The sequence below is a fragment of the Neisseria gonorrhoeae genome (assembly GCF_003315235.1).
GTDB lineage: Bacteria > Pseudomonadota > Gammaproteobacteria > Burkholderiales > Neisseriaceae > Neisseria > Neisseria gonorrhoeae.
Genome location: NZ_QNRU01000007.1, coordinates 1 through 13,175 on the forward strand (window position 1 = coordinate 1; position 13,175 = coordinate 13,175).

A 13,175-nucleotide genomic window follows, 5' to 3' on the forward strand; every position below is an offset into this window, starting at 1 on the left:
AAAGAGCGTTGCGAAATTATAAAGTATTCCTTCCGCCTGTCTAAGATATCTCTCGATATTTCCGACATTCCGTGCTATACTTTTCAGTTCGTCCGCCGCTTCGGCAGCGGCGAAGAACCGAACTATACGCCCGCAGGGGAAAACAGTCAATACTTTCAGCGGGATTTTTTTGGGGAAATTCGTCATGTCGCTGTCGGATAAGGTTTTTTATCTCCGCCAAACGCTGCGCCGCCTCCAACAACCCCCCTCCTCTTCTCCTCCGGCTGATGCGCCTTTGTGAATATGCCGCCTGAAACTCGGGGCTTCAGACGGCATTTTGTTTGCCTCCATCAGTCGGCAAACTGTTTCTTCATCCTCTCTCGGCGTTCTTGGGCCTCAACGGATAAAGTGGCTGTCGGGCGTGCCAGCAGCCGCTTCAGGCCGATAGGTTCTCCCGTATCGGCACAGAATCCATAGTCCCCTTCATCAATATTGCGGATGGTCGCCTGTATTTTACTGAGAAGTTTTCGTTCCCGATCCCGGGTACGGAGTTCCAATGCGTACTCTTCTTCCTGTGTGGCACGGTCGGCAGGATCGGGGGCTGATTCGTGTTCTTGGAGATGCCCTGTTGTAACGGAGGCGTTTTCGATGAGTTCGTCTTGCATTTTTACCAGCAATTCGCGGAAAAAAGCCAAATGGTCGTCATTCATATAATCGTCTTCCGGCCCAATCCAATTCAAAATATCTTGTTCTGTCAGCTTTACCATAATGTATGCCCTCTCGGTTCACCGCAAAAAAAACAAAGCACTACAAAGTGGCTTTATTCCTTTGATTTTTATAAGGCTTATTGCCTAAGGCGTTTTTGAAAACGCGCATCATAACACGTTTTGGATTGGTTTTTTTATTTTCTTTACATTATTGATATTGCCGTTCCATTTCCTGCGAACGGCACACACAGGCACAAACGCCCTCACTTATGGCTTCGGCGACACGATGCCGTCTGAAGGCTTCCACGGCTTCGTGGGTTGTCCCGCCTTTTGACGTTACATTTTTTTGAAGCTTCTCGAAATCTTCACCCGTCTGCTCGGCAAGGGCAACCGCTCCTTTAAACGTTGCCAGACTGAGCGCGCGTGCTTCTGCCATATCAAACCCTTGTCGGATGGCGGCATTTTGCAATGCGTCCAGCAGATAAAACACATAAGCCGGCCCGCTGCCGCTGATGCCGGTAATGCTGTGCATTTGCGCTTCATCTTCCAACCAAACGGTCAAACCGACTGATTTCATGATTCGATCGGCAATCCTGCGGTCTGTTTCCGATACTTCCGCTTCGGCATACATACCGGATACGCCCAGCCCGATTTTTCCGGGTGTATTCGGCATAACCCGGACAATGCGGCGGCTTCCCCCGAGGTAACGGCTGAGCGTACCGACCGACAATCCGGCTGCGACAGAAAGCACCAATGCGCCGTTGGTGCGGATATTTTTGCACGCGGCTTCCATATCCTGCGGTTTGACGGCAAGGATTAAAACATCGTCGGAATGAAGCTCCGGCAGGGTTGCCGAAGTTTCGACCCCCAACTCTTTTCCCAAACGTTCGCGCTTTTCCGCACCACGGTTGGCTATATGGATGCGGTATCCCCCTTGTTTGACCAATCCGCCCGCAACGGCAGCCGCCATATTTCCGCCGCCGAGAAAATAAACATTCATTATTTCTACCCTATTCAAAATTACCTTACTAAATTCATTCCCAATTTTTTACCATCGGACGCGCTCGGACAGGCCGTTGCGCCGCAACCCCTGCTTTTCCAAACAGTCGAAACCTTCCTGTTTGAACCTCTCAACCAAAGGTTTGCCGTCACGCGTACGCCAATCCAACCCGCAGGCTTCAAACTTCCCTATTTTCCTATAAAAGTAAGATTTTTGCGCGGATTCATATTCGTTTGCCCTGACGGAACGATTGCCGTCTGAAAGCGGTATCTCGTAGTCCTCTAAAGACAGCGGACTCTCGCCGCCAATATCCCAAAAATCGATGGCGGCAGGTTTTCTCGGCTTACACCAGCCGGACAAGGACGAACACTCATACCACCCCGCCAGCCGGCAGCCTGCAACCGTAAATGCAAACAACGCAGCCGTTGCCGTATATTTTATTACCCGAATTTCCATCAGCCCCTTTTCCCGAAAATCGCGCTGCCGATACGGACGTGTGTCGCACCGCACTCAATGGCGGCAGGCATATCGTCCGACATCCCCATAGACAGCACGTCCGCCTTAACGCCAGCCGCATTGAGGTCGGCAAGCAGCTTTTGCATGGTCTGAAACTGAGTTTTCAACTCCGTTTCACTGCTGTTGGCTTTGGCAACGCACATCAGTCCGCGCACGACAAGGTTGGGCAGCTTCGCCACTTCCACGGCAAGCGCGACCGCTTCTTCGGGCGCGACACCGTGTTTTGCCGCCTCGCCCGCAATGTTCACCTCGACACACACCTGCAAGGGCGGCATTAAGGAGCGACGCTGCCTGCTCAGCCGGACGGCGGTCTTCAGACGGCATACGGTATGCACCCAATGCGCGCGTTCGGCGACAAATTTGGTTTTGTTGGACTGCACATCTCCGATGACGTGCCACACGATGTCGGTCAAATCCGCCAATTCCTCCGTTTTGCCGTACCACTCCTGAATATAGTTCTCGCCGAAATCACGCTGTCCGGCAGCGTAAACTTCGCGGATGCCGTCTGAAGGGAAGGTCTTGCTGACGGCAATCAGGCCGACGGAATGCGGCTCCCTGCCCGCCTGCAGAACCAATTTTCCGATACGGTCGGACACCTCACGATAACGTTCTTGCAACACCGTCATAGATCATCCCCTAATTAAAAATGATTAAACAGTTGAAACCCCTCCAGTCAGGGCGGTATAATCAAGGTTGTTAGAATCATTCCAACCAATCGAAACATTATACTAAACAGAGCCGCATTATGCAGATTACCGACTTACTCGCCTTCGGCGCTAAAAACAAAGCATCCGACCTTCACCTGAGTTCGGGCATATCCCCTATGATTCGGGTTCACGGCGACATGCGGCGCATCAACCTTCCCGAAATGAGCGCGGAAGAGGTCGGCAATATGGTAACTTCGGTGATGAACGACCACCAGCGGAAAATCTACCAGCAAAACTTGGAAGTCGACTTCTCGTTCGAACTGCCCAACGTCGCCCGATTCCGCGTCAACGCCTTCAACACCGGCCGCGGCCCCGCCGCCGTATTCCGCACCATTCCCAGCACCGTCTTATCGCTGGAAGAATTGAAAGCCCCGAGCATTTTCCAAAAAATCGCAGAATCGCCGCGCGGCATGGTATTGGTTACCGGCCCTACCGGTTCGGGCAAATCGACCACGCTTGCCGCGATGATCAACTACATCAACGAAACCCAGCCGGCACACATCCTGACCATCGAAGACCCGATCGAATTCGTCCACCAAAGCAAAAAATCCCTGATTAACCAACGCGAGCTGCACCAGCACACCCTCAGCTTCGCCAACGCGCTGAGTTCCGCATTGCGCGAAGACCCCGACGTTATCCTTGTCGGCGAGATGCGCGACCCCGAAACCATCGGCTTGGCACTGACCGCCGCCGAAACCGGACACTTGGTTTTCGGCACGCTGCACACGACCGGCGCGGCAAAAACCGTCGACCGTATCGTGGACGTATTCCCCGCCGGAGAGAAAGAAATGGTGCGTTCCATGCTGTCCGAATCGCTGACCGCCGTCATCTCCCAAAACCTGCTGAAAACGCACGACGGCAACGGCCGTGTCGCCTCGCACGAAATCCTGATTGCCAACCCCGCCGTCCGCAACCTCATCCGCGAAAACAAAATCACGCAGATTAACTCCGTCCTGCAAACCGGGCAGGCGAGCGGTATGCAGACGATGGACCAATCGCTGCAATCGCTGGTGCGCCAAGGGCTGATCGCACCGGAAGCCGCACGCAGACGCGCGCAAAACAGCGAAAGTATGAGTTTCTGACACACAACCGCCTTCCGGCCATGCCGGCGGGAAAACAAGGCGCAAACACGCGGGGCGGGACGCGGCATCCCGCCCGGCATACCCTTCCGAACAGGAAGCGTCCGCCTTCCTGTTGAAACCTGCCGCCGCAAACTGCAAGGCTTAAACCGAAAAGAAGCTAACGATGAATACCGATAACCTGCACGACATCTTGGACGAAACGGTTCAAGTGTATTCTCAAAAAAAACAAAGCCGATCCGAAACCCCGGCCGAAATCGGCACACACTTCCACCCGCTGCTCGACCGCCTGTGCGAAACCGCAGAAGCACAAAACGCGTCCGACATCCTTATCAGCAAAGGATTCCCGCCCTCGTTGAAAATCAACAGCGCATTAACCCCGCAGCCGCAAAAGGCTCTGACGGGCGAGGAAACCGCCGCCATCGCCGCATCGACGATGAACGCCGAACAATCGGAAATATTCCGGCGCGACGGCGAAATCAACTACTCCGTCCAATCGCGCAGCGGCACGCGCTACCGCGCCAACGCCTACTACAGCCAAGGCAGCGCAGGTTTGGTTTTGCGGCGCATCAACCACGTCATCCCGCAAATGCGGGAATTGGGCTTGCCCGAAAAACTCAAAGACCTCGCCGTCGCACCGCGCGGGCTGCTGATTATCGTCGGGCCTACCGGTTCGGGCAAATCCACCACGATGGCGACTATGCTCGAACACCGCAACAAAACCCTGCCCGGCCATATCGTTACCATCGAAGACCCGATTGAGTTTATCTACAAACCGCGCCGCTGCATCTTTACCCAGCGCGAAATCGGCGTCGACACCATAAACTGGCAGACGGCGGTACAAAACGCTATGCGCCAATCCCCAGACGTGGTCTGTATCGGCGAAGTCCGCAGCAGGGAAAGTATGGAATACGCGATGCAGCTCGCCCAAACCGGCCACCTGTGCATTTTTACGCTCCACGCCAACACCGCGCCGCAGTCGCTCGAACGCATACTCAACTTCTACCCCAAAGAACAGCACAACCAAATACTGATTGACATCGCCCTCAATCTGACCGGCATCATCTGCCAACGCCTCGCCCTCAAAAAAGACAAAACGGGCAGGACGGCGGTTGTCGACTTGCTCATCAACACGCCCGCCATCCAGGACTTCATCCTGAAGGGCGACCTGATGAACATCAGTAAAATCATGGAAACCGCCAAAACCGACGGAATGCAGACGATGGACCAAAACCTTTTCGAACTGTACCGTCACGGCATCATCAGTTACGAAGAAGCCCTGCGCCAGTCCGTTTCCGCCAACAACCTGCGATTGCACATCCAACTGCACAAAGAAGGCAAAACGCCCGAACTCCTTTACGACAGGGTCAACGGTCTCAACCTCATTTCCTGATCCGCAAAACCCAATGCCGTCTGAAAACCGCATCCCCGTTTTCAGACGGCATGATTTTATCCGCCCCATTCATGTGCCACACTTTATTCACTTCATAACAATAAACCGGTAAAACCATGAAAACCCCACTCCTCAAGCCTCTGCTCATTACCTCGCTTCCCGTTTTCGCCAGTGTCTTTACCGCCGCCTCCATCGTCTGGCAGCTAGGCGAACCCAAGCTCGCCATGCCCTTCGTACTCGGCATCATCGCCGGCGGCCTGGTCGATTTGGACAACCGCCTGACCGGACGGCTGAAAAACATCATCGCCACCGTCGCCCTGTTTACCCTCTCCTCGCTCACGGCGCAAAGCACCCTCGGCACAGGGCTGCCCTTCATCCTCGCCATGACCCTGATGACCTTCGGCTTTACCATTTTAGGCGCGGTCGGGCTGAAATACCGCACCTTCGCCTTCGGCGCACTCGCCGTCGCCACCTACACCACGCTTACCTACACCCCCGAAACCTACTGGCTGACCAACCCCTTCATGATTTTATGCGGCACCGTACTGTACAGCACCGCCATCATCCTGTTCCAAATCATCCTGCCCCACCGCCCCGTCCAAGAAAGCGTCGCCAACGCCTACGAAGCACTCGGCGGCTACCTCGAAGCCAAAGCCGACTTCTTCGACCCCGATGAGGCAGCCTGGATAGGCAACCGCCACATCGACCTCGCCATGAGCAACACCGGCGTCATCACCGCCTTCAACCAATGCCGTTCCGCCCTGTTTTACCGTTTGCGCGGCAAACACCGCCACCCGCGCACCGCCAAAATGCTGCGCTACTACTTCGCCGCCCAAGACATCCACGAACGCATCAGCTCCGCCCACGTCGACTACCAAGAGATGTCCGAAAAATTCAAAAACACCGACATCATCTTCCGCATCCACCGCCTGCTCGAAATGCAGGGACAAGCCTGCCGCAACACCGCACAAGCCCTGCGCGCAAGCAAAGACTACGTTTACAGCAAACGCCTCGGACGCGCCATCGAAGGCTGCCGCCAATCGCTGCGCCTCCTTTCAGACGGCAACGACAGTCCCGACATCCGCCACCTGAGCCGCCTTCTCGACAACCTCGGCAGCGTCGACCAGCAGTTCCGCCAACTCCGACACAGCGACTCCCCCGCCGAAAACGACCGCATGGGCGACACCCGCATCGCCGCCCTCGAAACCGGCAGCTTCAAAAACACCTGGCAGGCAATCCGTCCGCAGCTGAACCTCGAATCAGACGTATTCCGCCATGCCGTCCGCCTGTCCCTCGTCGTTGCCGCCGCCTGCACCATCGTCGAAGCCCTCAACCTCAACCTCGGCTACTGGATACTGCTGACCGCCCTTTTCGTCTGCCAACCCAACTACACCGCCACCAAAAGCCGCGTGTACCAACGCATCGCCGGCACCGTACTCGGCGTAATCGTCGGCTCGCTCGTCCCCTACTTCACCCCCTCCGTCGAAACCAAACTCTGGATCGTCATCGCCGGTACCACCCTCTTTTTCATGACCCGCACCTACAAATACAGTTTCTCCACCTTCTTCATCACCATTCAGGCACTGACCAGCCTCTCCCTCGCAGGTTTGGACGTATACGCCGCCATGCCCGTGCGCATCATCGACACCATTATCGGCGCATCCCTTGCCTGGGCGGCGGTCAGCTACCTGTGGCCAGACTGGAAATACCTCACGCTCGAACGCACCGCCGCCCTTGCCGTATGCAGCAGCGGCACATACCTCCAAAAAATTGCCGAACGCCTCAAAACCGGCGAAACCGGCGACGACATAGAATACCGCATCACCCGCCGCCGCGCCCACGAACACACCGCCGCCCTCAGCAGCACCCTTTCCGACATGAGCAGCGAACCCGCAAAATTCGCCGACAGCCTGCAACCCGGCTTTACCCTGCTCAAAACCGGCTACGCCCTGACCGGCTACATCTCCGCCCTCGGCGCATACCGCAGCGAAATGCACGAAGAATGCAGCCCCGACTTTACCGCACAGTTCCACCTTGCCGCCGAACACACCGCCCACATCTTCCAACACCTGCCCGACATGGGACCCGACGACTTTCAGACGGCATTGGATACACTGCGCGGCGAACTCGGCACCCTCCGCACCCGCAGCAGCGGAACACAAAGCCACATCCTCCTCCAACAGCTCCAACTCATCGCCCGGCAACTCGAACCCTACTACCGCGCCTACCGACAAATTCCGCACAGGCAGCCCCAAAACGCAGCCTGAAAAAATTTCGGCATTTTGTAAAGGGGGGGGCGGATTGTCAGGCAGGTTGCAAGATAGTGGATAAGGCTTTGCGCAGGGTAAATGCGTAGCAACTGAACCGTCATTCCCTCAAAAACAGAAAACCAAAATCAGAAACCTAAAATCCCGTCATTCCCACGAAAGTGGGAATCCGGTTTTTTTGAGTTTCAGTCATTCCCGATAAATTGCCTTAGCATTGAATGTCTAGATTCCCGCCTGCGCGGGAATGACGGCGGAGCGGTTTCTGTTTTTTCCGATAAATGCCGCAATCTCAAATCCCGTCATTCCCACGAAAGTGGGAATCTAGGTCTGTCGGCACAGAAACTTATCGGGTAAAACGGTTTCTTTAGATTTTACGTTCTAGATTCCCGCCTGTGCGGGAATGACGGTTTAGAAGTTGCCCGAAACCTCAAAAAAAACCGAAACCGAACAAGCCGGATTCCCGCCTGAGCGGGAATGACGGGCTAAATAATATCAAACCATAAATCCCGCCAAGAAACATTATTTTCTTCAATCAGTTGCAATTTCCAAGCCCTGTTCCATTTCTTCAACTGTTTTTCCCGAGTAATTGCGCTCTCCATCGTAGGATGCAGTTCATACCAAACCGGCATAGTAACGTTGTACCGTGATGTAAATCCTTCAATCAAATGCTCCCTATGTTGGTAAATACGTTGCACCAAATCAGATGTAACGCCAATGTATAACGTGCCATTACGTTGGCTTGCTAAAATATAAACCGCAGGCTGCATATAATACCCTTTTGAATTATTTAAATTTATATTCCCGCGAACACCATCCAGTGATTACTTTAACCCTTCGTTATCCCCATAGCTTTCCATCATTCCCGCAACTCTTCGTCATTCCCGCGAAAGCGGGAATCCAGAATCTCTAAAGCTTCAGCTAACCTTTGAATATTGCTGTTGTCCCACGTTCTAGATTCCCGCCTGAGCGGGAATGACGGCGGAGCGGTTTCTGTTTTTTCCGATAAATTCCTAAAACTCAAAATTTCATCATTCCCACGAAAACAGAAAACCAAAATCAGAAACCTAAAATTCGTCATTCCCACGAAAGTGGGAATCCGGTTCGTTCGGTTTCGCTTGTTTTAAGTTTCGGGTAACTTCCACTTCGTCATTCCCGCGCAGGCGGGAATCCGGTGCGTTGAGTTTCAGCTATTTAGAATAAATTTTGAAACTCTAATCCCGTCATTCCCACGAAAGTGGGAATCCGGTTTTTTTTGAGTTTCAGTCATTCCCGATAAATTGCCTTAGCATTGAATGTCTAGATTCCCGCCTGCGCGGGAATGACGCGTTTCATTTGCCGCCCCCTCCCGAAAAACGCAAAAAAATGCCGTCCGAAGGCCTTTCGGACGGCATTTGCGGAAAAACCGGCCGCGCAGGCGGGTCAGAAGAAGACTTCGCGCCAGCTTAAGCGTTTGATACCGCACATCGGGCCGGTAATATCCAAGCTGTCCAAATCGTTCATCAGCAGGGTGCGCACACCTTTTTTGGAGAAGCAGCGGTTGTTTTTGCCGGGACGCCTGCCGGCGGGGTCTATACCGCTGCCGCCCGCATCGCCGTCCGCCGTCGTTGAAAATCCGTCTGTTTCCGTTTCATCCAGGTAACGCACATTAACCGGTTTGTCGTAAACATATCCGTTCGGGCAGACGGTTTTGCTGTTTTTCCACATGCAGCCTATGGGGACGGACTTGCCGCCGGCGGTTTTCTTATGGCCGGAATATTGCGCAACCGAATTGTGATCCGGCACAATCGGGCGCGCGCTTCTCGGAGTCAATGCGCCGCCGTCGGCGGTATTGATGCCCAAAATGGCGGTTTGCGCGCCACATTTGTCCGCGCCCGTATAGCTGCGGATGGTGACAAAGGCGGTACGCAATACCACGGTCGGTTTGACGGTAACGCGTTGTCCGCCTGTCAATTTCACCGCCCAGCCCTTGCTGCCCGAACCGTCGGATCTCTTGTTCAGGAATAATGTTTTATTTTCCTGCGTAAGGTTTTGCTCGAGCAGCCCGCTCCCCAAAACGCCGCGGCTTGCATTTACATTATTCGCCGCCTTATCGTCGTCGAAGATGCCGTAAATATATTGTTCGTCCGTATTCAGTACATCATCTTCGGTCAAATCGCTGCCCGTACCGAAGATGACGACGCGTTTGTCTTTCAGTCGGGAAACGGCGGGCGCGGAAGTAATCGGTTTTGTGCCTTGGAAAATAGTGCGTACAGTCCATTTGGACGGATTGTCGCCGCTCAAATCAAAGCGGTACATATTCCCGCCCCGGTCGCCGGCATAGGCGATATCGACAATGCCGTCCAAATCTTTATCCACCAGCGTGGGGGACGAAAGCCCGCCTTTGCCGCCGGGCACATCGATTTTTGTAATCGGCGTACCTAAGGTGTCTTTCAAATCATATACATACAGCGCGGTTTTATTTTCTTGGCTGTCAATATCTTTAGCCGCATAACCGGAGGCGAGGAAGGCGGCGTATTTGCCGTTGCGGATTTTGCCGATTTGCGGCGTGCCGACGGTGTAGCCTAATTCCACTTCCACGCGATTTTTGCCGTTTTTGCCGTTATTATCGCCATTTTTGACATCAAACAGGGGAGCGGCGGCCGGATAATTTTCGTTGATTTTGCTTAAATCCAAGGCATACGCGCCCCTGCCGCCAAGGCCCATTGCGCCGAACATAAACACGTGTTTTTGCCCGCTCAGTTCGACTTGGCGCAAGACAAAGCCGCCGTCCACGCCGTAGCGGTCGCCCACATAGCCTTTTTCGGCAAAGGCGCGCAGCTCTTTGGCGAGGGTGGAGTCATTGAGAGCGGAAGTGTCGTTATCAAAATCTTGGCGCGGCATCGTTCCGGGGATGTAGCTGAGCTTCAGATTGTAGCTGCGTTCATCACTGCCGCCGTTTTTTTTGAAGATATGCACCATCCCGTCGTTCGCGGCGGTTGCCAGATACCCGCCGACCGCCGTTATCGGGCTGTTGACGATGTCGCCCAAATCGCGATTGCCGTTGTTGTCGCGGATGCGGTATCTTTGGCTGTATTTGTCTGGTTTTTGGTTAATTAATTTAAATTTATTGTCATTATCGGGACCCCGAACCGTCCAAGGCAGCAGCACTTTTTTCCACTCGTCGGCTTCAAGATTGACGTTCGCTTCCTTAACAATGCCGAAAGTGTCGTTTTTGCCGGTGTTGTTTCCATTTAAATTGACAAAATCGATGACCTCATCCTTGCTTCTACTCAGTCTGATCAAATGTACGCCGTCATCCAATCGGATGATTGTTTGCCGCCCGTTGAAACTCGGCTGTCGACTTTTAATCTCACCATCATTCAAAGATTTGAGGGAATAGCGGCCGGGTTTGCCGTGTTCGGTTTTTCTTTTCAGATTTTGAAGGTAGATGCGGCTGCTCGAACTGTCGGGGTAGGTGGAAACCGAAGCGGAATACATCTCCGCCTTACCATCTTGCCCAGGTCCGAACCACAACGCGGGGGCGGTCAGTGCCGGCGAAAGGGCTTTGGATTTGGGATTGGGGTTCGGTTCGTTGATGCAGCGGCCTGCTTTGACTTCCGGCAGGCCGAGGCGGACTGTAATGTTCCCTTTATCTTCAATCTTCCACGAAGCCCAATAACTTAGAAAGCCTCGTCTTATCGTCTCGACGCGCGGTCTCAAGGTGCCCAAATCCACTGTTTTGCCTGGCGCGATATTTTCAATCTGTTTTTTATCCAGCAGGTGCAGTTTGGCGTTCAGATAATAGGCCACGGCGGTATGTTCGCGCTGCTGGTCGCCAAGGGAAATAGGGTGGTCTCGTGTCGTAGAGACGATGGTTTGATTATTATTGTCTTCACTAAAAGAAGATATCAATTTGTTGAATGATTTGCTATTTTTGACGGTATTCTCGCTGCCCAAATTGAAAGACACGCCCAACCAGGGATGATCCTTCAATTTGTAAATGGGCGAATTTTCGCGGCTTTTGTCTTCGTATATATCCAGCTTGTTGCCCTTTCTTTGCAACCCTTGTTGACCGAAGGCAAATTTGGTCTCATAGACAAGTTGGGGACAGCCTGTGATGTCTCTGCATATGACATCGGCGTAGCTGTAGCCTGCCAGCCCGGGCCGGGTGGTATGAATCCAATTGACGGCATTGCCGCGCTTGTTCAGCTCGGCGGTATCAAAGCCGGAAACCTTGCCGTAGGGCGGCAGGTAGGTGGCTGTGCCAAAAACGACAATACCGCTTTGTTGGGAAACAAGGGTATCGCTATTGTCGAATGAGACAGAGCCTCCTCCTGTTTTGTTCCTATGATGAGTATATTCGCGCTTCCTGTCTTTGTCCTTTATTGAAGATGGCACATTCGACCTTACCTCGGGCTGGTTTTGCCCGTTCATGACAATAGCGTAGTCACGGGCTTGCGCCTGCCCCCCCCCCCGCCGGTATGGGAAAACATCAAGATGGCGGTATAAAGCGCGGTATGGCGGAAAACCTGCCTTTTCAAAGTTTTATTCATATTTTATTCCTTAAGTTTGCCTTCGCGGGACGGCGCGCCGCGAACGCCGGGGTTCGGTAAACCGCCCGATTCCGCGCCCGCCGGATTGCTGATTGAAAAGCTTACCTCCCCATTTTAACTTTGCGCACTTATCACGGTAAAGCGTTTTTTAGCAAACCGCCGCAGATGCCCGACCGGTCCGGATTCCCGCCTGCGCGGGAATGACGGCATCGGTTTGACGGTATTTAATTGAATTGCGGAAATTGACGGATTCAGTGAGATTGGCGGGATGAAGCCTACCCTATAGCCCGCCTTTTATAGCGGATTAACAAAAACCGGTACGGCGTTGCCCCGCCCCGACTCAAAGGGAACGGTTCCCTAAGGCGCCCAAGCACCGGGCGGATCGGTTCCGTACCATTTGTACTGCCTGCGGCCCGCCGCCTTGTCCTGATCTTTGTTAATCCGCTATGCTTATACACAACCAGACAAAAGCCATCTTATTGAAATATCATAAGATTTACTCAAAAATCTTATTTTCTCCACCACTTATGCACAAACTCGGATACACACTCTGCCAATATGCAGAAAAAAAGACATTCGCGCCGACACCTTTTCATCCCCACAAGTTCCAAACACATTTCCGGCTTAAATATCCACAGCATTCCCGTTCTTAAAGGCACCGGCAGCCATTCGGTAAAGAAAAGCGGGATGTCGTCCGCACAACAAGCAAACTATCCACAAAACTTATTCCCCACGAAAAACAATCCACAGGTATGCACAAAAGGGAATCCTCCTTACCGACACCCTTTTAAAACGGCAATTCAGATGATTTTAAAAATAAAAAAAAGTTACCCACAGAAAATTCCCCATATCAATATAATCATCGTTTTATTATTTAAACCTTATATTTTATTTATAACCCTTCAGGGAAACGGCACGGCAAAGCGTAAAGGCATCTTTTCAAAAAATTAAAAAGTTAAGGATTGTTAAACAAGTGTAAATCAGGTAGAGTTGCA

11 protein-coding genes and 1 pseudogene are annotated in these 13,175 nt (G+C 53.0%); 5 read left to right on the forward strand and 7 right to left on the reverse strand.

Going from position 1 to position 13,175, the window contains the following annotated elements; genetic code table 11:
* On the forward strand, positions 1-201 hold a 201-nt coding region (locus DFR77_RS13695; RefSeq protein ID WP_211305720.1), incomplete at its 5' end, for a hypothetical protein.
* A gap of 128 nt (positions 202-329) precedes the next feature.
* Here the strand turns inward: DFR77_RS13695 and dksA are convergent.
* The 4 genes from dksA to DFR77_RS04690 all read right to left on the reverse strand — a co-directional run bounded on the left by dksA (position 330) and on the right by DFR77_RS04690 (position 2,828).
* Positions 330-746 carry an RNA polymerase-binding protein DksA gene (dksA, locus tag DFR77_RS04675; RefSeq protein WP_003692108.1) on the reverse strand — a complete coding sequence of 139 codons (417 nt, stop codon included), beginning with the start codon at positions 744-746 and terminating at the stop codon, positions 330-332.
* A gap of 148 nt (positions 747-894) precedes the next feature.
* Positions 895-1,704 (reverse strand): pyrroline-5-carboxylate reductase, encoded by an 810-nt coding sequence (proC, locus tag DFR77_RS04680; protein WP_228369781.1) that lies wholly within the window; start codon positions 1,702-1,704, stop codon positions 895-897.
* 30 nt (positions 1,705-1,734) lie between these two features.
* A complete protein-coding gene (locus tag DFR77_RS04685) occupies positions 1,735-2,142 on the reverse strand; it encodes a hypothetical protein (RefSeq protein WP_003690202.1) in 408 nt (135 codons plus the stop codon).
* Positions 2,142-2,828, reverse strand: coding sequence for a YggS family pyridoxal phosphate-dependent enzyme (locus DFR77_RS04690; RefSeq protein ID WP_003699139.1), 687 nt, complete (start codon positions 2,826-2,828; stop codon positions 2,142-2,144). Before DFR77_RS04690 ends, DFR77_RS04685 begins: the two co-directional genes overlap by 1 nt.
* A 119-nt stretch (positions 2,829-2,947) precedes the next feature.
* On the opposite strand from DFR77_RS04690, the gene pilT reads away from it, so the two are divergent.
* From pilT to yccS, 3 genes are all read left to right on the forward strand, one after another.
* The gene (pilT, locus tag DFR77_RS04695; protein WP_003690200.1) at positions 2,948-3,991 is read left to right on the forward strand and encodes a type IV pilus twitching motility protein PilT; all 1,044 of its coding nucleotides are present in this window, start codon (positions 2,948-2,950) and stop codon (positions 3,989-3,991) included.
* A gap of 163 nt (positions 3,992-4,154) precedes the next feature.
* On the forward strand, positions 4,155-5,381 hold the full coding sequence (locus tag DFR77_RS04700; protein WP_003692100.1) for a PilT/PilU family type 4a pilus ATPase: 1,227 nt from the start codon (positions 4,155-4,157) through the stop codon (positions 5,379-5,381).
* A 116-nt stretch (positions 5,382-5,497) separates the two neighbouring features.
* On the forward strand, positions 5,498-7,648 hold the full coding sequence (gene yccS / locus DFR77_RS04705) for a YccS family putative transporter (RefSeq protein ID WP_003692098.1): 2,151 nt from the start codon (positions 5,498-5,500) through the stop codon (positions 7,646-7,648).
* Positions 7,649-8,130: 482 nt separating this feature from the next.
* Here the strand turns inward: yccS and DFR77_RS04715 are convergent, their stop codons facing one another.
* From DFR77_RS04715 to DFR77_RS14510, 3 genes and pseudogenes are all read right to left on the reverse strand, one after another.
* Positions 8,131-8,415, reverse strand: a complete 285-nt coding sequence (locus DFR77_RS04715) for a GIY-YIG nuclease family protein (protein ID WP_003692093.1) — start codon at positions 8,413-8,415, stop codon at positions 8,131-8,133.
* Positions 8,416-9,067: 652 nt separating this feature from the next.
* Positions 9,068-12,079: pseudogene (gene pilC / locus DFR77_RS04730) on the reverse strand (PilC family type IV pilus tip adhesin); the annotation flags it as partial.
* A complete protein-coding gene (locus tag DFR77_RS14510; RefSeq protein ID WP_346223243.1) occupies positions 12,058-12,180 on the reverse strand; it encodes a hypothetical protein in 123 nt (40 codons plus the stop codon). The gene DFR77_RS14510 and the pseudogene pilC, both read right to left, overlap by 22 nt.
* Before the next feature lie 687 nt (positions 12,181-12,867).
* Between DFR77_RS14510 and DFR77_RS04735 the strand changes: the two genes are divergently transcribed.
* Entirely contained in the window at positions 12,868-13,131 is a 264-nt protein-coding gene (locus DFR77_RS04735; protein ID WP_017147189.1) for a hypothetical protein, read from the forward strand.
* Positions 13,132-13,175 lie beyond the last annotated feature (44 nt).